19 protein-coding genes are annotated in these 22300 nt (G+C 48.4%); 2 read left to right on the forward strand and 17 right to left on the reverse strand.

Annotated features, from left to right (window positions below):
• Nucleotide 1 precedes the first annotated feature (1 nt).
• Nucleotides 2-1321, reverse strand: a complete 1320-nt coding sequence (gene larC, locus C6P39_RS25630; RefSeq protein WP_158661695.1) for a nickel pincer cofactor biosynthesis protein LarC — start codon at nucleotides 1319-1321, stop codon at nucleotides 2-4.
• A 385-nt stretch (nucleotides 1322-1706) separates the two neighbouring features.
• On the opposite strand from larC, the gene C6P39_RS25635 reads away from it, so the two are divergent.
• Nucleotides 1707-2822, forward strand: coding sequence for a DUF362 domain-containing protein (locus C6P39_RS25635; RefSeq protein ID WP_104805635.1), 1116 nt, complete (start codon nucleotides 1707-1709; stop codon nucleotides 2820-2822).
• 162 nt (nucleotides 2823-2984) lie between these two features.
• On the opposite strand, the gene C6P39_RS25640 is transcribed toward C6P39_RS25635, so the two are convergent.
• From C6P39_RS25640 to C6P39_RS25690, 11 genes are all read right to left on the reverse strand, one after another.
• Nucleotides 2985-4415 (reverse strand): MFS transporter, encoded by a 1431-nt coding sequence (locus tag C6P39_RS25640; RefSeq protein ID WP_095172679.1) that lies wholly within the window; start codon nucleotides 4413-4415, stop codon nucleotides 2985-2987.
• Between the two features lie 357 nt (nucleotides 4416-4772).
• Complete coding sequence (ilvA, locus tag C6P39_RS25645) at nucleotides 4773-5984, reverse strand: threonine ammonia-lyase (protein ID WP_104805636.1); 1212 nt, start codon at nucleotides 5982-5984, stop codon at nucleotides 4773-4775.
• A 12-nt stretch (nucleotides 5985-5996) separates the two neighbouring features.
• Nucleotides 5997-6935, reverse strand: coding sequence for a signal recognition particle-docking protein FtsY (ftsY, locus tag C6P39_RS25650; RefSeq protein ID WP_095172677.1), 939 nt, complete (start codon nucleotides 6933-6935; stop codon nucleotides 5997-5999).
• An 8-nt stretch (nucleotides 6936-6943) separates the two neighbouring features.
• Nucleotides 6944-10504: a chromosome segregation protein SMC gene (gene smc, locus C6P39_RS25655; protein ID WP_104805637.1), complete on the reverse strand. Its 3561-nt coding sequence runs from the start codon at nucleotides 10502-10504 to the stop codon at nucleotides 6944-6946.
• Entirely contained in the window at nucleotides 10495-11205 is a 711-nt protein-coding gene (rnc, locus tag C6P39_RS25660; protein ID WP_104805638.1) for a ribonuclease III, read from the reverse strand. The genes smc and rnc overlap by 10 nt, the downstream gene beginning before the upstream one ends.
• 121 nt (nucleotides 11206-11326) lie before the next feature.
• Complete coding sequence (gene acpP, locus C6P39_RS25665; RefSeq protein ID WP_065541398.1) at nucleotides 11327-11557, reverse strand: acyl carrier protein; 231 nt, start codon at nucleotides 11555-11557, stop codon at nucleotides 11327-11329.
• A 77-nt stretch (nucleotides 11558-11634) separates the two neighbouring features.
• Nucleotides 11635-12645 (reverse strand): phosphate acyltransferase PlsX, encoded by a 1011-nt coding sequence (gene plsX / locus C6P39_RS25670; protein ID WP_104805639.1) that lies wholly within the window; start codon nucleotides 12643-12645, stop codon nucleotides 11635-11637.
• Between the two features lie 260 nt (nucleotides 12646-12905).
• The gene (locus tag C6P39_RS28080) at nucleotides 12906-13712 is read right to left on the reverse strand and encodes a hypothetical protein (protein ID WP_242987141.1); all 807 of its coding nucleotides are present in this window, start codon (nucleotides 13710-13712) and stop codon (nucleotides 12906-12908) included.
• A 305-nt stretch (nucleotides 13713-14017) separates the two neighbouring features.
• Nucleotides 14018-14203 carry a 50S ribosomal protein L32 gene (rpmF, locus tag C6P39_RS25680; RefSeq protein ID WP_018597460.1) on the reverse strand — a complete coding sequence of 62 codons (186 nt, stop codon included), beginning with the start codon at nucleotides 14201-14203 and terminating at the stop codon, nucleotides 14018-14020.
• Between the two features lie 2 nt (nucleotides 14204-14205).
• The gene (locus C6P39_RS25685) at nucleotides 14206-14733 is read right to left on the reverse strand and encodes a YceD family protein (protein WP_104805640.1); all 528 of its coding nucleotides are present in this window, start codon (nucleotides 14731-14733) and stop codon (nucleotides 14206-14208) included.
• A gap of 58 nt (nucleotides 14734-14791) precedes the next feature.
• On the reverse strand, nucleotides 14792-15994 hold the full coding sequence (locus C6P39_RS25690; RefSeq protein ID WP_104805641.1) for an acetate/propionate family kinase: 1203 nt from the start codon (nucleotides 15992-15994) through the stop codon (nucleotides 14792-14794).
• 242 nt (nucleotides 15995-16236) lie between these two features.
• Here C6P39_RS25690 and C6P39_RS25695 point away from each other — a divergent pair, with 242 nt between their 5' ends.
• A complete protein-coding gene (locus tag C6P39_RS25695) occupies nucleotides 16237-17487 on the forward strand; it encodes a nucleotidyltransferase (protein ID WP_104805642.1) in 1251 nt (416 codons plus the stop codon).
• A gap of 62 nt (nucleotides 17488-17549) precedes the next feature.
• Here C6P39_RS25695 and C6P39_RS25700 read toward each other — a convergent pair whose 3' ends face one another.
• The 5 genes from C6P39_RS25700 to C6P39_RS25720 all read right to left on the reverse strand — a co-directional run bounded on the left by C6P39_RS25700 (nucleotide 17550) and on the right by C6P39_RS25720 (nucleotide 22295).
• Complete coding sequence (locus C6P39_RS25700; RefSeq protein WP_104805643.1) at nucleotides 17550-17708, reverse strand: FeoB-associated Cys-rich membrane protein; 159 nt, start codon at nucleotides 17706-17708, stop codon at nucleotides 17550-17552.
• 35 nt (nucleotides 17709-17743) lie between these two features.
• A complete protein-coding gene (feoB, locus tag C6P39_RS25705; RefSeq protein WP_104805644.1) occupies nucleotides 17744-19933 on the reverse strand; it encodes a ferrous iron transport protein B in 2190 nt (729 codons plus the stop codon).
• A gap of 199 nt (nucleotides 19934-20132) precedes the next feature.
• The gene (locus C6P39_RS25710; RefSeq protein WP_065541391.1) at nucleotides 20133-20354 is read right to left on the reverse strand and encodes a FeoA family protein; all 222 of its coding nucleotides are present in this window, start codon (nucleotides 20352-20354) and stop codon (nucleotides 20133-20135) included.
• Nucleotides 20355-20432: 78 nt separating this feature from the next.
• Complete coding sequence (locus C6P39_RS25715) at nucleotides 20433-20642, reverse strand: FeoA family protein (RefSeq protein ID WP_104805645.1); 210 nt, start codon at nucleotides 20640-20642, stop codon at nucleotides 20433-20435.
• 288 nt (nucleotides 20643-20930) lie between these two features.
• Nucleotides 20931-22295 (reverse strand): PFL family protein, encoded by a 1365-nt coding sequence (locus tag C6P39_RS25720; protein WP_104805646.1) that lies wholly within the window; start codon nucleotides 22293-22295, stop codon nucleotides 20931-20933.
• Between the last annotated feature and the right edge of the window lie 5 nt (nucleotides 22296-22300).

A 22300-nucleotide genomic window follows, 5' to 3' on the forward strand; every position in this document is an offset into this window, starting at 1 on the left:
CTCACTCTCCGTCTTTATTCCTGCCTGCCGCTTCTGCGGCTTCCCTGCACATCTCCGGGAAATTGCGGTTTGCCGCCCTGCTGACTGCTCTGACATCCTCGTACTCCGGATAGTAGAATTCCTGCCCGTGATGGCTGCATTTCTTGACCCTGACCTGCTGCCCGTCCAAAAGTGTGACGGTTATGATCTCCCTTGGAAGTATACTCCGCTCTTCCCTGTATTTTCTCAGGCCGATACTTGTGGTCTCCCGGAAAAGAACTGTTTCCATTTTCTCCTCATCTTCCGGTCTGCATATAACCTGAAGCATGTAGGCCGGGCGGTTTTTTTTCATATATACCGGCATACAGCAGGTATCCAGTGCGCCGGCATCCAGAAGACATTCCATGGCATATCCCAGTTGTTCGCCGGAACAGTCATCCACATTTGTCTCTAACACGGATACCACGTTCTGTGTGATCCCGGTATTTTCTTTATCAGCCTCCTTAGCCTGCCCCGAAAAACAGCCGGCAGCCTCTGCGTCCGTCGGGTCCATCCTGCGCTCTGTAAACCCGGCCCTTGTCTCTGTATTCAATATCATAGCGCGCAGAATATTGGCATGGGGAAAGTCTTTTTTACCCGCGCCGGTTCCCGTCTTTTCCACCACAAAGCGGTCAGGCAGTTTTCTTCTCCCAGACAGTGCCGCCACAATTCCGGCCCCGGTAGGCGTGATCATCTCTCCCTCCACAGGTGTGAATTTGACGGGGACCCTGTGTTCTGCCAGCATCTCCAGCACAGCGGGCGCCGGTACCGGGATCCTGCCGTGCTGACACCAGGTGGTACCTTTCCCCTCCCAAAGCTCAGATGCCGTTATGCTGTCAAATCCCAGCCTGTAAAGGCATATGGCTGCGGCCGTAATATCCACAATGGAATCCACTGCTCCGACCTCATGAAAATGTACCTCCTCCACCGGCGTACCGTGGACTTTTGCTTCCGCCTCTGCAATGACGCGGAAAATCTTTAAGGTCATTTCCTTTATATGGGCATTTAAGTCCGACCGGCTGACCAGCTCACAGATTTCCTTAAAACTGTTGTGGGAATGGCTGTGGACATGCTCTCCGTGATGGTGATGCCCTTCCCCCTCTTCTGTCAGGATCACGTCAAAATCCATTGCAGTGATCTGATTTTTCTTTGTCCGTGATATTTTTATTTCATAGCCGTCCAGATGCAGCTTCTCCAGTTCCTGCCTTAAATAGGATTCTTCCACACCCAGATCAAGAAGTGCGGCAACTGTCATATCACCGCTGATCCCCGAGTAACATTCCAGATATAATTCTCTGCTCATTTTTCTGCTCCTGTCTATGTATATTTTTATCAGCCGGATGTTTGCCGGAGCACCATCCGGTCCCATGAGTCCCTTCGCATACGCTATTTATTTGTAACGATTCAGTAGGTCTGCGCATTCACTGTGCTGACCGTAAGAAAGTGTACCACGGCCAAGCAAAAATCCCATCGCCAAAGGCGATTCTGCATGGATTTTTGCCTGTAACTGTTCAGTACCCTCACAGTTACATTTATTTTATCACACTTTTGCAGAACTGAAAATGTCAGAAATTGACATATATGCATATAACTGTTCAAATATTGCTATTTTTAAGTTTTTCTATTGTATCTCTTATCGTAAAATGCTAAAATTATCTCCAGAATACATAGATTGGAGGATGAAACAAATGACAGCATCTAAAGTATATTACTCAGACCTTCGTGTAAAAAATGGAGACAACCTGCTGACAAAGCTTCAGCGTTTGATTAAATCAGCCGGTATTGGTGAAATTGATTTTGAGGACAAGTACGTTGCCATCAAAATGCATTTCGGAGAACCCGGAAACCTGGCCTTTCTTCGCCCAAACTACGCAAAGGCCGTTGCTGACGTGGTAAAAGAATTGGGAGGAAAACCGTTTCTTACGGACTGTAACACCCTGTATGTAGGCGGCAGAAAAAATGCCCTGGACCATCTGGACAGCGCAAATCTAAACGGCTTTAATCCTCTCACCACCGGCTGCCAGGTATTGATCGCCGACGGCCTGAAAGGAACCGATGAATCTTTGGTGCCTGTGGAGGGCGGGCAGTATGTGAAAGAGGCCAAAATCGGCCGAGCAGTTATGGATGCGGACGTTTTCATTTCCCTCACCCATTTTAAAGGCCATGAGGCCACCGGATTTGGCGGTACACTGAAAAATATCGGTATGGGATGCGGTTCCCGTGCAGGCAAAATGGAAATGCACAGTGCCGGAAAACCTCACGTAGATCAGGATTTGTGTATTGGCTGTAAGCAGTGTGCTAAGGTCTGCGCCCATAATGCACCGCAGTTTGAGAACAAAAAAGCCTTTATTGACCATGACAAATGTGTAGGCTGCGGCAGATGTATCGGTGTCTGTCCCAAGGATGCCGTACAGCCGGCTTCGGATGAATCCAATGACATCTTAAACTGCAAGATTGCAGAGTATACAAAAGCTGTTGTGGATGGACGTCCCTGCTTCCACATCAGTCTTGTGATCGATGTATCTCCCTACTGTGACTGTCATGCGGAAAACGACGCAGCGATCGTTCCCAATGTGGGAATGTTTGCCTCCTTTGACCCCATTGCACTTGACCTGGCTTGTGCAGATGCAGTAAACGCCCAGCCTGAGATTGCCAACAGCCGCCTGGGAGAACTGAAAAAAGAAGAGGCCCATCACGACCACTTCCACACCATCTTCCCTGAGACTAACTGGGAATCATCCATTGAGCATGGTGTAAAAATCGGTCTCGGTCAGAAAGAGTACGAACTTGTAGAAGTGAAATAAAAAATGAGCCTGGCGGGCCAAGACATCTCCGCTTTGGCGGTCAGATGTTTTGACTCCGCCGGCTCACGGCCCTGCCTGATTGGCAGGGCTTTTTTAGACTTACCGGTCAATCCGCACCCTTATTCCTCTGTTTCTATCTGTTTCTATCTGTTTTTTACCTGTTTATTCCCTATTCTTTCTCTGTTCAATTTCAGCCGAATATCCTTCCACTGCTTTTCCGGTCAGCCGGTATCCAAATACCATAACGGCTGCACCGATCACCATTGCTACTGCAGGGATCAATGTAAATCCCATGCTGATCCCCCTTGCCAGCTTCGCAGTCGTCTCCCCTGACTGTACGATCGCTGATGAAAATCCGGCCATTGCAAGACATGCATTGATCAAGATCCCACGGCTCACCACGCCTATTTTCAGCGGGATATTGCTCAGGCCCATAATCAGCCCGGTTGCATTGACACCTGTCTTATACTCACTATAGATAGCACAGTCAGCGTAGAGTGCAGGCGCACAGGCGTTTGTCATGGTACAGAAAAACTGGGCGATACTGACGAATATGAGCACTGCCCATGTACTGCTGTAGAAAACAAAACCTAATACCAATACCACTACCATGGCAATATAAGAATATATTACGGTATTTCTGGCTGATACCTTTCCCGCTACACTCTTTGAAAGGTAAGATGCCGCAACGCCCAGAAGATTGGAGACCAGGATAAATGTGGCTGTCAGACCCGGCTGCTTAGCGACATAGGTAAAATAGTAAACTGCAATCCCGCTTGATACAAATAAATAGACATACTTCGTCAGATCCGCTACGATCAATCCCAGCAGATACGGGTTGGATGTGAGCGATTTGATCATACCATGTTCTTTCTTGCCGTGTGCTTCTTTGCGGGCTGCCTTCTCTTTCTGCAGACGTGCGATCTCCTCCGCACCGGTCTCCTCATATCCTTCAAACATCTTAAAGTGCGCAAAATAACCTGCTGCCATCAGCACGCCAAACACAAACGCTGCTGCACCGTAGGAATTTTTTGCACCCACTACAGATGCCAGGATCGCCACGGTTCCGGGACCTACATAGGAGTACAGTACCATTCCCAGGGTTGCCCAGACAGCTCTTGTGGAGGAAAGTGCCATCCTGTCTTCCGGCGTCTTTGCCGCAATATTGATCATGGAGATATTGGCCACAAAAGGTATGTTCCATGCAATATGGCTGGTGATCGTGGCAATGATGATAATGACAACCGCCGCCACTCCGTCATTCAGCTTTATAAACTGAAAGGCATAGAGAAACGGAACAAGCCATGGGATCACCGCAAGCCATGACCTGTATCTGCCCCATTTCATGGGCTTCATGGTATTTAAAAACGCGCCGTACGCCCAGGACAGCGCTGCATCCACAAGACTGGACACTGTGGAGATCAAAGTTACGATCGGAAGTGCAAACTTCGCAACATCCGTCAGGAAAAACTGGAAATAATAGGTTTCAATATTGGTCATCAAATTAAAACCCATATCTCCTACACCAAAAAACCGTCTCAATGATTTACTGATTCCGGAACTTCTCTTACTGTTTCCCTCTTTTTCCTTCATACATATCACACTCTCTTTGACAGCGGCCTTGTTTCCAAGGTATTTTCAGTGACATGAAACCGGTCAGTCTTTTAAATATACAATAGCATTTCGTCATTGTTTTTACAATGTTTTATGCTTAATTATTGAATATTTATCTAATTATACCAATTTTACAGTCTTATTTTTAGTCTATTTTACAACTGTGATATGTTAAATGATTAAATCAAGATCTATCTGAAGATTTTTTTGCCTCACCGAAAGGTCCAGAGGGCGATCTGAAAGTCAAAAGGCTTCTTTATAACACAAAAAACACCGGCATTTTGGTATCTTCCGTTCCAAAATGCCGGCATTCTGCCTATTATATCATTCACTTGTTTACAGATTGGCTGTTATCTGTTTCGGACGGTATCCCTCATCCTCCAGCGCTTTTATGATCTGGTTTTTGTGGTCTGTACCAAATGCCTCGATGGTGATCTTAAGCTCCACGGCAGCGGAACGGTTGGCGCTGATAAACTGGTTGTGGTCCAGTTTCACCACATTGCCCTGCTGCTGGGCAATGACAGACGCCACACGGACCAGTTCACCCGGCTTATCCGGCAGAAGGACCGATACGGTAAAGATCCTGTCCCGCGCGATCAGTCCCAGCTGTACCACAGAGGCCATGGTGATCACATCCATATTGCCGCCGCTTAAAATGGATACCACTTTCTTGCCGGTAAACTTCAGATGTTTTAAGGCCGCCACAGTCAGAAGGCCTGAATTCTCCACGATCATCTTGTGATTTTCCACCATGTCCAAAAATGCCACGATCAGTTCCGAGTCCTCAACGGTTATGATCTCATCCACATTTTTCTGTATGTAAGGGAAAATGTGATCTCCGGGGCGTTTCACTGCAGTACCGTCCGCAATGGTGTTTACGCCGTCCAAGGTCACAACTTCCCCTTCCTTTAAGGATGCCTGCATGCAGTTGGCGCCCGCCGGCTCCACGCCGATCACCTTGATATTGGGATTCAGAAGCTTCACCAGAGTGGATACCCCTGTGATCAGACCGCCTCCCCCGATGGGTGCCAGAATGTAATCCACCAACGGCAGCTCCTTGATGATCTCCATGGCAATGGTTCCCTGTCCCGTGGCCACAGCCGGGTCATCGAAGGGGTGAATAAAGGTGTATCCGTGCTCCTCCGCCAGCTTATAGGCATAGTCACAGGCTTCATCATAGACATTTCCGTACAGCACCACCTCTGCCCCGTAGCTCTTGGTACGTTCCACTTTGATCAGCGGTGTGGTGGTAGGCATGACGATAACGGCTTTTGCACCAAATGCTTTTGCCGCGTAGGCAACGCCCTGGGCGTGGTTGCCCGCTGAGGCTGTTATCAGGCCCTTCCCGCGCTCCGCCTCAGACAGCGTGCTGATCTTATAGTAGGCGCCGCGGAGCTTATAAGCTCCTGTCACCTGCATATTTTCCGGTTTTAAGTAAACTTTGTTGCCGGTCTGCGCACTGAAATAGTCGCTGTAGACCAGCTTGGTGTCCTGCGTCACTTTTTTTACGGTTTCCGACGCTTCTTCAAATTTCTCCAGGGTCAGCATAATTTTTCTCCTTTACTCCTTGATGTCGAAAAGCGCGTTTACGAATTCATCGGAATTAAATTTCTGCAAATCGTCAATGCTCTCTCCTACCCCTATATATTTCACCGGAATGTCTAGCTCAGATTCGATTGCCACTGCAATTCCGCCTTTTGCCGTTCCGTCCAGTTTCGTTAATATGATGCCTGTCACATTGGCAACTTCATTGAACTGTCTGGCCTGCAGAAGGGCATTCTGCCCTGTGGTGCCGTCCAGGACAACCAGTGTCTCCAGATAGGCCTCCGGATATTCCCGCTCAATGATGCGGTAAATCTTTCTCAGCTCCTCCATCAGGTTTTTCTTATTGTGAAGACGCCCTGCCGTGTCACACAGAAGCACATCCGCATCTCTGGCTTTTGCCGCCGCAATGGCGTCATAGACCACACTTGCAGGGTCTGCGCCTGACTGACCGCCGATCAGCTCCACGCCGGCCCGGTTCGCCCACTGGGTAAGCTGTTCCCCTGCCGCTGCCCGGAAGGTGTCTGCTGCTGCCAAGATCACTTTTTTCCCTTGGTCTTTCAGCTTGCCTGCCAGCTTGCCCACCGATGTGGTCTTACCCACACCGTTTACCCCGATGACCAGTATCACGGACTTGCGGTGCTCAAACTCATACGCAGTCTCCCCCACTGCCATCTGGGATTTGATGCTTTCCATTAGGAGCTGTTTGCACTCCTGAGGGTCTTTGATCTTCTTCTCCGCCACCTGGGCCTTTAACTCCTCCACAATATGGGTGGTTGCATTGATCCCCAGATCACCCATAACAAGGATTTCTTCTATCTCTTCATAAAAATCGTCATCAATACTGGAATATCCGCTGAAAATGGAATCTATACCGGATACAATATTTGCCCTGGTTTTGGAAAGTCCCGCCACCAGGCGCTGAAAAAAGCCTTTTTTTTCTTTTTCCTCTGCCATATGCCCTCCTATTTGTCCAAATCATTTTCTATAAGATTAACAGAAACAAGTGTGGACACACCTTTTTCCTGCATAGTGATACCATACAGACGGTCAGCAGCCGTCATGGTACCTCTTCTATGTGTTATAATAATAAATTGTGTATTTTTTGTCAACTTGTGCAGATATTTTGCGTAGCGGGTAACATTGGAATCGTCCAGAGCCGCCTCAATCTCATCCAGCAGACAGAAGGGGGACGGCTTCAGATTCTGGATGGCAAACAACAGTGCTATGGCGGTCAGGGCTTTCTCACCGCCGGAGAGCTGCATCATATTCTGCAGTTTTTTGCCCGGGGGCTGGGATATGATACGGATGCCTGCCTCCAGGATATCCGCGTCCTCATCCAGTTCAAGTGTACCTTTTCCACCGCCGAACAGCTCTTTGAACGCTTTGTCAAATTCGATGCGTACCTGTGAAAATTTCTCCTCAAACTGATTGCGCATTCCTGTGTCCAGTTCATCTATGATCCCAAGAAGTGTCTGTTCTGCCTGTACCAGATCCGCATGCTGGGTGCTTAAGAAGGTGTGACGCTCTGACAGCTCCTTGTACTCCTCAATGGCATTCACATTTACATTGCCCAGCTTTTTGATCTCTTCCCTGACACTTCCCAGCGCTTTTTTGATCTCCGAACGCTCCATCAGCTCCCCGAAGTCCTGCCCCAGTGCCTGGCCGTAGGTCATCTCGTATTCTTCCCACATATAGTTGACCTGATTCTCCTGGCTTTCCTCCAGCTTTTCCTTCTGACCGGTGAGGCGGTAACACTCCTTGTCTAAGAGATTCATTCTGGCCGACAGCTCATCCCGCTTGTCAAAAAAGGATTTGTGCGTGCGGTTCATCTCTTCCTTGCGCTGAAGGTACTCCTGCATCTTTGCCTCGTCCTCCACCGCCTCCTTCTGGGCGCCTTCAATGGTCAGCCGTATTTCCTCAATATCCCTGACTTTTTTCTCCATATCGGCCTTGCCGTTTTTAAGACTTCCAAGCAGCGATTCCATCTGCTCCTTCAGACTGTTCGTCTCCTCTTTCAGCCTTGACAGGTTTTCCTCCAGGAATCCTCGCTTTGACGTCAGATTGGCCGTTTCCAAATGTGCCTGCTCCAGACTTCTGGAATGTGCAGTCTCCAGCTTTTTCTTCTCATCCAGAGCTTCCTGGTTAATGGTGATGGCATCCTCCAGGGCTTTTTCCTGCGCCGCGCTTGTCTCCAGTTCCAGGCGGATGGAATCACTGTTCTCAGAGATCTCAGCCACCTGTTTTTCCAGCTCTGCATTCTCTTTTTTCAGGCTTTCATAGCCATCTGCGATCTCCTGTTTTTTGGCATCCATGGACTGCAGGTTCATGCGCACTGTGTTGTCCCGCAGGTACTGTTCCTGCAGAAGCTCTCCCAGACGGGCCACCTCGTCGCGGAAGTGGTTCCTCTTCTCCCGGTGACCGTCCAGTTCCGCCTGCTTCTCCTCCAAATCCTTTTTCAGCATTTCCACACTGTTTCTGAGCTCGTCGATTTCCCGCCGGCGTCCCAGCAGGTTGCTGTTATTCTTAAAGGCACCACCTGTCAGGGAACCGCCTGGATTCAGAGATTCCCCCTCAATGGTCACCATCCGGATGGTATACTGATATTTCCTGGCAATGGCGATACCGTGGTCAATATGGTCCACCACCAGGGTTCTGCCCAGCAGGTAATTGGTAAGCCCTTCATATTCCGCATCCACAGTCACCAGCTCACTGGCAACCCCGATGACGCCCGGCTCTTTCAAGGCCGCGGCATTGGCAAAGGGCTTTTTATTTTTCATGCTGGTAAGAGGCAGGAACGTGGCACGGCCATATTTGTTCCGTTTCAGGAAGGTGATCAGCTCCTTGGCTGTACTCTCATTGTCTGTAACTATGTTCTGGATACTGCCGCCCAGGGCAGTCTCGATGGCTGTCTCATAATTCTTCTGGACTTTGATCAAATCCGCCACAACACCCCGGATGCCCGGAACATTTTTCTTCTGCTCCATGACACGGCGGATGCTGTTGCCGTATCCGTCGTAGCGCTCCGTAATGTTCTGCAGGGATTCCAGGCGGGATGCCTCCCTGTGATAAGCCGTCTGTCCCATATCCAGCTCTCTGCCGGCTTTAGAGATCAGCGCCTGACAGCGTTTTATCTCATCCTCGCTGTGATTGCTCTGTCTGGTGAGCTTTTCTATGTTCTCCTCTATCTCCTGCTGCTCTTTTTCATAGCGTTCTTTGGCATCCCTCTGCTGGCTTGCCTCACTTTTCAGGCGCAGGAGCTTTTGGTTTAACTCTGTCTTTCTCAGGGAAATCTGCTCCATCATAGCGTCATAGCGCTGCATCTTTCCCTTTGTGGAGGCCCGCATATTGAGGAGCTCTATGATCTCATTTTTGTCCTCCTCAATCTTTTCCTCCAGTTTGTGGATCTCAATGGCCAGATCCCGGAACTGCTTCTTCGCCCCTTCCTGGGCTGCTTCCGCCTCCGCAAGTCTGGTGTCCAGTTCACTCTTTTCCCCTGTGTATTTTTCTGCATCCTCCCGGCGTCTGGCAATCTCGCCTTCCAGGTGCTTTACCCGCTCCCGGTACTGCTCATCGCTTTGCCTTGCCGCGTGGATCTGCTCGTTCAACACATTGATCTGACCTTCCAGCTGTTGTTTCAATAAGGCCTTCTGGGTGGATTCCTCCCTGAACTGCTGGATATTCTCCTCCAGCTCCTCCAGTTCTTTTTCCAGTTGTTCGTACTCAGTCTTTGTAGTTTCAAAGCTTTTGGTGGTCTCCTCCAGGTCGCTTTGGGCGATCCCATATTTTCCCTCCACCTCACGGAGCTGCTCTTTGATCCGCTCCATCTCCGAGAGGAACATCTGGGTATCCAGGCCTTTTAATTCCTCTCTTTTCTTTAGATAGATCCTGGCTGTCTCAGACTGTCTTTCTAAAGGGGCCAGCTGTCTTGTGAGTTCTGAGAGAATGTCGCTGACACGGGTCAGGTTCTGCTGTTCCTCCTCCAGTTTTTTAAGGGCTGAGGCTTTTCTCCTCTTAAATTTCACGATTCCGGCGGCCTCGTCAAAAAGCTCTCTTCTCTCCTCCGGCTTGCCGCTCAAGATCTTGTCGATCTGGCCCTGTCCGATGATGGAATAGCCCTCTTTTCCGATACCGGTATCATAGAACAGCTCATTTACATCCTTCAGCCGGCAGGAAGTGCCGTTCATGAGATATTCACTCTCGCCGGAGCGGTACAGCCTTCTGGCTATGGTGACCTCCTCGTAGTCGATGGGGAGCTGGTGGTCGCTGTTGTCAAGGGTAATGGCAACGTAAGCGAATCCCAGGGGTTTTCTCGTCTCCGTACCGGAGAAGATAACATCCTGCATATTTCCCCCTCGAAGCTGTTTGGCACTCTGCTCGCCCAGTACCCAGCGGACGGCATCGCCTACGTTGCTCTTGCCGCTGCCGTTTGGCCCTACAATACCGGTGATTCCGTTATGAAATTCAAATGTTATCTTGTTGGCAAAGGATTTAAATCCCTGCACTTCAATGCTCTTTAGATACATAAATCACCTTTGTCGTTTTTCAGTTTTTTGATGGCGCAGTAAGCTGCCTGCTGCTCCGCTGCCTTCTTGGTGTGGCCGCAGCCCTCTCCCAGCACCTTTTCTCCCAGAAGTGCCTGCATATAAAAGGATTTGTTGTGGTCTGGCCCTTCCTCCCGAAGGAGCACATAGCGCACATCCTCCTCGTACCTGCCCTGCACGATCTCCTGAAGTGTAGTCTTGCTATCATAAAAGAGCTGTTTATTCTCAATATCATTCAGGATAAATTTCTGAACGAACTCTTTTGCATTAGCAAAACCGCCATCCAGGTAAATGGCACCGATCAGTGCTTCCATGGCATCTGACACGATGGAATCTCTCCTGCGGCCTCCTGTGGCCTCCTCACCTTTACCCAGAAGCAGATATTCCCCCAGCGACAGTTCTCTTGCGCAGAGGGCCAATGTAGGCTCACAGACCATGCTGGCACGCTTCTTTGTCAGTTCCCCTTCCGGCATCTGGGGATGTTTTTCAAATAAAAATTCACTGGATGTCAGTTCCAGAACCGCATCTCCCAAAAACTCCAAACGCTCATTGTTTCCCACATAGGAAATTCTGTGTTCATTGGCAAAGGAGCTGTGGGTCATGGCATTTATGAGCAGATCAAAATCCTGGAATTTATATCCTGTCTTTGCCTCCAGTTCCATGAGTTTTTTCAAGTTTTTCATAGTTTTCCTTTCCGGAATGTATCCCGCATTTTTTATTGTTTTAAGAAAAAGAGGATGTCACCAAATCCCCGGAAGATTCAGATTGAATCTGGCAGCCGGATTTGGGACATCCGATTTGTCATTAACCAATCAGTTTTTTAATCTCTTCCACCGCATCGCCTACGGATACGATTTTCTCCGCCTCCTCTGTGGGAATCTCGATATCGAACTCCTCCTCAATGCCCATGATGATTTGAAAAATATCCAGAGAATCGGCTCCCAGGTCTTCTACAAATGTGGTCTCCATGGTAACCTCATGAGCATCCACATTTAAAACCTCCGCAATAATCTTCTGTAATTTTTCCAGTTCCATCTCTTTTCCTCCTTATGCTTTTCCTTTTTATCTGATGTTTCCCTCCGCACACGGTCATTCACCGGGTACAGCATGGCCTATTTTGATGAAATAATATTCTTCCCGATCCGTTCACTGATGTTCTGTTCTTTGAACGAAATACACTGGATGATGGAGTTCTTCACCTCCGAAGACTTGGAACTTCCATGGCATTTCACTACAAGTCCCTTCAGGCCTAAAAGCGGTGCTCCGCCGTACTCGCTGGCATCAAAGCTTTTTAATGTGGATTTAAGTGCCGGTTTCACCAAAAGGGCGCCTATTTTGCTGCGCAGAGTTGTCATCATGCCCTGCTTCACCTTGGAGATCAAAGTGGCCCCCACACCCTCGTAAAGCTTCAGGATCACATTTCCCACAAAGGCTTCTGTCACTATGACATCTGCCGCGCCGTTGGGAATTTCCCTGGCTTCAATGCTGCCGATAAAATTAATATCTTCACATTCTTTCAGCAGCGGATATGTCTCTTTTACCAGGGCATTTCCTTTCTCCTCCTCGACACCTATGTTCACGATTCCCACACGGGGCTTGCTGACACCCATGACATGCTCCATGTAGATAGATCCCATGCGGGCGAACTGCACCAGATGAGAGGAACGGGCATCTACATTGGCGCCGCAGTCTATTAAGAGAGACACACCGTCTCTTGTGGGGATCAGCGGGGCCAGAGGTGCTCTCTCCACACCTTTGATCCTGCCCACAATGGTAGTGCCTCCCACCAGGATGGCTCCGGAGCTTCCTGCGGATACGAAAGCGTCTGCTTCCCCTTTCTTCACCAGCTTCATCCCCACCACGATGGAGGAATCCTTTTTACCCCGTATTGCGGTAACCGGCGGTTCTCCTGTCTCTATAACCTGGGATGCGGGAACAATTTCAATCCTATCTCCGGGATTGCCGCAGGCCTCCAATTCTTTTTTTACAGCCTCTTCCAGGCCCACCAGAAGTACCTTCAGGTTTGCTTTTTCTTTCACGGCGTCCACTGCACCTTTGACAATTTCCGCCGGTGCATTGTCGCCTCCCATGGCATCCACTGCCACAATTGTCATATTCTCCATATTCTGCCTCCTGTATTCTGCAAATAATTTTACCAGACATCCTTTAAAACCGCAAGAGGGCTGCTGTAAAAGATATTCTTTTACAGCAGCCGCCTGCCATTTTTATACTATTTGTAACTGTTCAGTACCTGACAGTTACAGGCAAAGATCCATGCAATATCGCCTTTGGCGATGGGATTTTTGCTTGGCTGCAAAATGCTTTCTTACGGTCAGAGCAGTGCATGCACAGACCTACTGAATAGTTACTGCTATTTTCTTATTTACTGCATTTTTCCGTCACTACCCAGATGATAGCCTTCCACATCGGTATCTACTGCCATGGAACCGTCATCTTTCAGATAATACCAGGCGCTGCCTTCCTGATACCAGCCTTTTCTCATATAGCCATGGTCATCAAAGGCATACCACTTGCCCTCAATCTCCAGCCACTGGCTCTTGGGATAGGTACCGTCTCCGTAATCGTACCACCAGCCTTTATCAGATTCTGTCCAGGTTCCGGAAGTTTTTTCCTTCTTCTCTTTCTTTTCGTCCTTCTTTTCCTCTGATTTTTTCTTCTCGGCATCCTTGCTTTCCGCGTCGTCAGACACGATGATCTCTGCCGTATCACTGGTTATGCCATTTGTGGAGGAACCGATGGTGCTGGTGGCCACCACATAATAGAACATGGTCTTTGCCTCATTGGTAGGAGGGGTAAAGGTGTTCTTTGTCTCTCCTTCCACCGGAGTACCGCCTCCGTTGGTGTTCGTCTGGCTCTGGTACCACTGGTAAGTGATGACACCTTTGTCCGATGTCTTTACCTCCACTTTCAGGGCTTCTGCCTTATCTCCGGTCTTATAAGTAACGGAACCGCTGAGATTTGTAGTGAACTCCGGTTTTGCAACCGTAACCTCCGGTTCCTGTGTCTTATCCTCATCTTCCTTCTCACTGCTTTTATCTGTATTCTCCGGCTTGGGGTCTGTCTTTTCCAGCACCTTGTCCATCACCTTTTCCCCGCTGCAGCCCGTCACGGCAAAAGTAAGGCATCCGACTGCAAGAAGCAGAATCCCTTTCTTTAACCATTTATTCATCCATCTTCCTCCTTTAATAGAAATGTGATCGTAACAGTTCAGACAGGTCTGCACATTTACTGCGCTGACCGTATGAAAAAGTAGTGCCGGCAGGCATCCGGCCCATCGCGAAGCGATTTTTAATGGCTGGATGCGTAGCGGTTCAGCTTGTCTGAACTGTTACATGTAATCTTTTATTCATCGGTTGTAATTCCAGTTCTATATTAACTTGTTTTTACATAAACCGCAAGGTTTTTTATAAATTTATTACAAAAATATTACAAAAAGGCCTCCTGGTTGTCCAGAAGGCCTTTCTCATGCATGAATTATTCTTCACCCATTTTGATGATTTCTTTTTTGTTGTAACTTCCGCAAGCTTTGCATACTCTGTGTGGCATCATTAAAGCTCCACATTTGCTGCATTTTACTAAATTCGGAGCGCTCATTTTCCAGTTAGCTCTTCTTTTATCTCTTCTTGCTTTTGAAGTTTTATTTTTTGGACAGATGGACATGGTTACACCTCCTTAAATTTGCTAAATATATCACGGATTGCTGCCATTCTCGGATCGAGGCTTTCCTGCTCGCAGGAACAGGGGCCGTCATTTAAATCTTTGCCGCAATGGCCGCAGATTCCCTTGCAGTCCTCTTTACACAGGACCCGTAAAGGCCAACGGATTAAAATCTCATTATGCACTAACTGCTCAACATCCAGGCTGCAACCTGTGACATAATTAATTTCATCTAAGTCTTTTATCCTGTCTTCCTCCGAAACTTTCATGTCCATATCTCTTTCCAGTGCAAAGGGAAAGTCCACCGGAACCTCTTTTAAACAGCGGTCACAGGGAATGGACAGAGTTACACTGCCTCTTGCTTCCAGGTGCAGAACCTTTTTGCCGGTATTCGTAATTGTAAGAACTACAGGCTCTTTTGCCTTCACAGGAAAGCTGCCCAGTTTCGATTGAAAGGAATCCATGGAAACAGGTGCTTCTATGACCTGTGTCTTTCCTTCCAGGGATAAAATTTCTGATAAATCAATTAGCATAATAGTCTCCTAATCACACCTAGTAAATTATACATAGGGATTTTCAATTTGTCAACTATTATTTCTCATTCTTGACTAATTCTGCTGTTTCCTGACAGATTGCAAGCTCTTCGTTGGTGGGAACCACGGCAACTTTCACTTTGGAATCTGCAGTGGAGATGATCATGTTCTCTCCGCGTTTCTGGTTTGCTTCCTCGTCCAGAGTGATTCCCAGGTAAGAAAGACTGTTGACAACCGTCTCACGAACCGGGATGGCATTCTCTCCGATACCGCCTGTGAAAGCGATGGCGTCCACGCCGTTCATAGCTGCCACATAGGAACCAATGTATTTTACAATACGATAGCACAGACAGTCAACGGCTCTCCCCGCATCCGGGTTGCCCTGCTCTCTGGCTTCGTTTAAGTCACGGAAGTCGCTGGACAGACCTTTTGACAGACCTAACAGTCCGGATTCTTTGTTCAGGATGCGGACCATCTCTTTTACGTCAATGTTTTCTTTTCCGCAGATGAATTCCAGAACAGCAGGATCCAGATCACCGGAACGTGTTCCCATTACGAGACCTTCCAGAGGAGTCAGGCCCATGCTGGTATCCACACATTTACCGTTCACAACTGCACTGATGGAGGAGCCGTTTCCTAAATGCGCTACGATCACTTTGGAGTTGTCCGGGTCAAGTCCCAGGAATTTAATAGTCTCTTTGGATACGAAACGATGAGATGTTCCGTGGAAACCGTATTTGCGGACTTTGTATTTGTCATAATATTTGTACGGGATCGCATACATGTATGCTTTCTCCGGCATAGTCTGATGGAAAGCTGTATCGAACACTGCCACGTTTGGTTTGCCGGGCATCAGTTCCATACATGCGCGGATACCCATTAAGTTAGCCGGGTTGTGCAGCGGTCCCAGGTCACAGCACTCTTCAATAACAGAGATAACTTCGTCATCAATGATACAGGAATCGGAAATCTTAGCACCTCCGTGCAGGACGCGGTGTCCGATCGCTTCCACTTCGTCCAGGCTCTTTAATACACCTGTCTTCGGGTTTACTAAAGCGTCAAGAACCATTTTGATGGCCTCTGTATGGGTTGGCATTGCTGCTTCTGTTGTCTCTTTCTCACCGCCTGTCGGCTGATAAACCAGTCTTCCGTCAATGCCGATACGCTCGCATAAGCCTTTTGCAGCAACTTCTTCTGTGTCAGAATTGATCAACTGGAATTTCAGGGATGAACTTCCGCAGTTTACTACTAATACGTTCATGTTTTTTCCTCCGTTATCATACATCTTCGCGGCCAAAACAGCCACGTTTGGTATCATTATACATCTTTTCAAAAAATGGTACAAGGGCACTGTTTAAATTTACGGGCAAATTTTGTATTCTTTTAGGAACATGTAACGGGAAAATATAAATGGTTGTCCGGAGACAGAATATTTGTTATATTTAAACCAATAATACAGGACAAGTGAAACAGACATTCATTAAAGAAGGGAATAGGGATCCTATGAGCAGAATCACCGGAATCATTGCCGAATACAATCCTTTTCATAAAGGCCACGCGTATCATCTTAAAAAAGCCAGAGAGCTTACCGACGCTGAGCACCTTGTAGTGATCATGAGCGGAGATTTCGTGCAGAGAGGAGCGCCTGCCATGTTTGACAAATACCTCCGCACACGCATGGCTCTTTTAAACGGTGCGGATCTGGTGCTGGAACTGCCTGTTTCAAGCGCCTGCGCAAGTGCTGAATATTTTGCTTCCGGTGCCGTACAGGTACTGGACCGGCTTGGATGCGTGGATGCGCTCTGTTTTGGAAGCGAATCCGGGGATACGACGGCTCTGGCTGCATGTGCGGAAGCTCTTTTAACGGAGCACACTGCTTATCAGCATACGCTCCGTTCCCTCTTAAAAAAGGGCTATTCTTTTCCCTCTGCCCGCAAAGAAGCTTTTGCAGACCTTAACCGCTCTGAATCTCTGGCCGGGCTTCTGGATTCCCCCAACAATATCCTTGGCCTGGAATATATAAAGGCCCTGAAGCGGTCAAACAGTAACATACAGCCCTTTGCCCTGAAGCGTGAAGGCGCGGGATATCATGACAAGGACCTGTCCGCTTCTTTTTCCAGTGCCACCGCCATCCGAAACTTTTTAAAGGAAATCCCGGCACGAGATAAAAATGTACTGTCCGGCTATGATGGATTTCTCACAAAGACCATGCCAAGTTCAGCCGCCCTGCTGGCAGCGGACAGGCTTTCCGGGGAATCTCCTGTTTGGGAGGATGATCTTTCACTGCTGCTCCGCTACAAACTCATGCTGCATACTCCCCAAGAGCTCAGTATGTATTCTGATATGTCCCCGGAATTGGCCAGACGTATCCATGCCCGTTTAAACGAATACCAAAGCTTTTCTCAATTTTCGGCCCTGTTAAAAACACGGGAGCTGACGTACACCCGTATCAGCCGGGCGCTTCTCCATGTGCTTCTCAACATAAAAGCAGAGGAACGCCCTCTTTCCGTGCCACCATATGCTCGAATACTGGGCTTTAAAAAGGCTGACAGGGGCCTTCTTCGGGAAATCAAAGAAAAGGCGGAAATTCCTCTCATCACCAAAGCAGCGGACTACCAAAACCTGCTGGGTGAGACAGCCCGGGAAAAATTCCGGCAGGACTTGTTTGCCTCCAACCTGTATGAAACGGTCCGCACACAAAAAAACGGGACTGCTTTTGTAAATGATATACAAAAGCCTCCCGTTATCCTTTAGCGTGTGTCTGAAACTCCAGCCCGACACACGCCAGTGTTCCATCCGGCTGCGTAAAAGTACTTTTATTTTAGTTTCTCTTCTGCCGCCCCGTGGCAGCAGCTGCAGTTACCGCCGCAGCTTCCGCAGGTATTGCCGGCCTTCTTGTCTCTCACGATCTTTCTGACGACCAGCCCCACAACACAGAGTAAAAGCAACAGCACTATAATTGTCCCAGCATTCATATCTATCCCACCTTTCCGGACAGGCCGGAAGGCATTTATGCCTTCGCCGCCTTACCTGTCTTGATCTTCACATCTAATGTACCTTTTTCTTTGTATGGCCTGAACAACAGATACAGGAAAACTGCCAATACAAGGATCGCCGCAACGGTGCCGAAACCAAACGCTCCGCCCTCCAAAAGATGTCCAATCTGGTAGACAACCAGCGATGAGCAGTACGCCAGCAAGGTCTGATATCCGATGGCAAACCAGAACCAGCCTGCATTGTTCATTTCACGTTTGATGGCTCCCATAGCTGCAAAGCAGGGTGCACACAGAAGGTTGAACACCAGGAAGGAATATGCAGCAGCGGCTGTAAAGCTGCCTGCCAGTGTTCCCCAAATCTCAGACCCGTTTTCCGCCACTTCCGCAAATCCATAAAGGATACCGAAAGTACCAACCACATTTTCCTTTGCAACCAGTCCGGAGACGGCTGCAACGGCTGCTTTCCAGTCTCCCCATCCAAGAGGAATGAACAGCCAGGAGATACCTTTGCCGATAGCTGCCAGCAGGGAATGATTCATATCGTCAACCATGCCAAAGGAACCGTTCTCGAAACCGAATCCCTGGGTAAACCAGATAAAGATTGTGGAAAGAAGAATGACCGTACCTGCTTTTTTAATGAAGGACCAGCCTCTCTCCCACATGCTCCTGAGGACATTTCCCACGGTTGGCATGTGATATGCCGGAAGCTCCATGACGAAAGGAGCCGGGTCGCCAGCAAATTTCCTGGTTTTCTTTAATATGATTCCGGAACAAATGATTGCCAGAACCCCCACAATATACGCACTGGGTGCCACCCACCATGCACCGCCGAACAGGGCGCCTGCGATCAGGGCAATAATGGGAAGTTTTGCGCTGCACGGGATAAATGTGGTTGTCATGATAGTCATCTTACGGTCTCTGTCATTTTCAATGGTTCTGGATGCCATAATGCCCGGTACGCCGCATCCCGTACCGATCAGCATAGGGATGAAGGACTTTCCGGAAAGACCGAATTTACGGAAGATACGGTCCATAATGAAGGCAACTCTGGCCATGTATCCGCATCCTTCCAGGAATGCCAGGAATAAAAACAGTACCAGCATCTGCGGCACAAATCCAAGGACAGCACCTACACCTGCTACAATACCATCCACGATCAGGCTCTGCAGCCATGCCGCGCAGTTGATGGCCTCCAGGCCGTTATTCAGCAGTTCTGGTATGGCGGGAACGTGCAGGGAAGAAATCCCTAGGAAATTCCATCCATCCGCAAACACACCGTCATTTACCCAGTCAGTCGCCCATCCGCCCACTGTACTCACAGATATATAATAAACCAGGGCCATCACCGCAAAGAAGATAGGAAGACCAAGAAAACGGTTTGTAACGATCCCGTCAATCTTATCAGAAGTGGTCATCTTTCCCTTGCTTTTTTTGTTGTAAGCCTTTTTCGTAACATTTCCTATGTAAGTATATCTCTCATTGGTGATAATACTCTCCGAATCATCATCCAGGTCTTTTTCCACGGCTGTGATGATGGATTCCACATCCGGCAGACCAGAAATAGTCTCACCGATCTTATTATCTCTCTCGAAAAGTTTTACCGCATAGAAACGTCTCTGTTCCTCCGGAATATTTCCGCCCAGCAGAGCTTCGATCTCATCCAGTGCTTCCTCCACTCGTTTCTGGAATTTATGGACAGGCATCCCTGCGCTTTTTTTCCGGGCGATCCGCACTGCCTTGTCGGCTGCTTCCCGGATCCCGGTACCTTTCAACGCGGAAATCTCCACCACTTCACAACCCAGTTGTCCGGACAGCTCACGGATCTTAATGATATCTCCGTTTTTTGCTACCACATCCATCATGTTCACTGCCATGATGACAGGAATACCAAGCTCCATAAGCTGGGTGGACAGATACAGGTTCCTCTCCAGGTTCGTGCCGTCCACAATGTTTAATATGGCATCCGGACGCTCTGTGATCAGATAGTTTCTGGCTACCACTTCCTCCAGTGTGTAAGGTGACAGGGAATAAATTCCCGGAAGGTCCATAATGATAACATCTTTGTTCCCTTTCAGCTTACCTTCCTTTTTTTCTACTGTAACACCGGGCCAGTTTCCCACAAACTGATTAGACCCTGTCAACGCATTGAACAGTGTGGTCTTGCCACAGTTAGGGTTGCCGGCAAGCGCAATTTTAACTGACATTTTCTCTTCCTCCTCTATCTTCTCCTCCTGCAGAAATCTTTTTGGTCCCTAGAGTGTGTCTAGTGCAGCAGGCGGGTTTATTCCCCTTTTGTATCCTATAAAATTAGCTTCCGCTAACTTCATTTCCAAAAAATATGGTTAGAATATTCTAACCATAAATCCCGAAAAATGCTGCGGCCTTCAATAGCCGGCAGCCCTTCTACTGAACTTCAATCATCTCTGCGTCTGCTTTTCTCAGGGAAAGCTCATAATCTCTCACAGTAACCTCTATGGGGTCACCGAGGGGCGCTACTTTTCTTACATAGACATCTGTGCCTTTTGTGATTCCCATATCCATAATACGGCGTTTGACAGCGCCCTCTCCATGCAGCTTCACCACTCTGACGCTCTGTCCGCATTTTACATTCCGCAGTGTCTCCATTTCTGCATATCCTCCTCTTTCTATGTAACCATACCCGTTTCATAAGGCAGGCTTAAATCTATCTCATTTTAAACCCTGCTAAACCATGATCCTGTTCGCCATCTCACTGCTGATGGCAATTCTGGAATCTTTCACATTGACGATCACATTGCCGCCCAACTGGGAAACAACGGTCACATCCGTTCCTGTCACAAAGCCAAGATTCTCCAGATGGCGCCTTACTTCTTCCTTACCGCCTACTTTTTTGATCTGCTTTGTTTCTCCTGCTGAAGCCATAGTTAAAGGCATTTTTCATCACTCCTTATTCATCACTCATCATCAAGGTTAGGTTTTTCTAACTACCTATAAGTTAGCACATCCTAACGTATCTTGTCAATAACTTTTTAACTATTTTGGCGCATTTTTCCATAAAATTATTTTTTTCTGAACAGACTGTAACTGAGAAACTTTCTCTGAAAGCCTTTAAATACAGCACTTTGAGGTCATTCGGGCTGTGAAAAGCATAAAAATCAGGGACTGCGTTCCATATAATGAAACACAGTCCCTGCGTGATCTCTTACCTGCAAGTTCAATTATTTAATTCTTAAAGCTGTGTATAGGAGCCGGTATTCTTCCGCCCCTGTTTACAAAAGCCTCACAGGAATACTGGTTTACAGGCATGATCGGCGCATAGCCGAGTAAGCCCCCGAATTCCACGGTCTCTCCCACACTCTTTCCGATAACGGGAATCAAACGGACAGCCGTTGTCTTCTGATTCACCATGCCGATGGCACATTCGTCTGCAATAATGCCGGAGATGGTGCTGGCTTTGGTGTCTCCCGGAATAGCTATCATATCCAGTCCTACAGAGCATACGCAGGTCATAGCCTCCAATTTTTCTATGGTCAGGGCATTGGCATTCACCGCGTCGATCATTCCCTGGTCCTCGCTGACCGGAATGAAAGCTCCGCTCAAACCGCCCACGTAGGAGGAAGCCATAACGCCGCCTTTTTTCACCTGGTCATTGAGAAGCGCAAGGGCCGCTGTTGTGCCCGGAGCACCGGCGTACTCTACGCCTATCTCATGGAGAATGTCCGCCACACTGTCCCCGATGGCCGGAGTTGGTGCAAGGGATAAGTCCACAATACCAAAAGGAATCCCAAGGCGTTTGGAGGCCTCCTGGGCAACCAGCTGGCCCACCCGTGTCACCTTGAAAGCAGTCTTCTTGATTGTCTCGCACAGAACCTCAAAATCTTTTCCGCGGACTTTTTCCAGCGCTGTCTTCACAACACCCGGACCGGATACACCTACATTGATGATGGCGTCCGCCTCCGTTACACCGTGGAAGGCACCAGCCATGAAAGGATTGTCATCCGGCGCATTGCAGAACACAACCAGTTTGGCACATCCCAGGGAATCCTGCTCTCTGGTGGCCTGGGCGGTAGCCAGTACGATCTCTCCCATGAGCTTAACCGCATCCATGTTGATGCCTGTCTTGGAGGAACCGAGATTGATGGAGCTGCAGACCCTCTCTGTGGCAGCCAGAGCTTCCGGAATGGAACGAATCAGCATTTCATCTGCTTTTGTCATGCCTTTTGAAACCAGGGCAGAGTAACCTCCGATAAAGTTTACGCCAACCTCTTTTGCCGCCCGGTCCAGTGTCTCTGCCAGGGTCACAAAATCCTCCGGTGCTTTACAGGCCGCTCCGCCCACCAGTGCAATGGGGGTTACGGAAATCCTCTTGTTTACAACAGGGATGCCGTACTCTCCGGAGATCTCATCACCGGTCTCCACCAGATTTCTTGCCAGGGTTGTGATCTTATTGTAAATTTTTCTGTTTACCTGCTGCAGGTCAGAGTCAATACAGTCCAGAAGGCTGATACCCATGGTAATAGTACGCACATCCAGATTTGCCTGCTCGATCATCTTATTGGTTTCATTTACTTCAAAAATGTTAATCATATTTT

Source organism: Blautia marasmi (assembly GCF_900258535.1).
In the GTDB taxonomy this organism is placed as follows: Bacteria; Bacillota; Clostridia; order Lachnospirales; family Lachnospiraceae; genus Blautia; species Blautia hominis.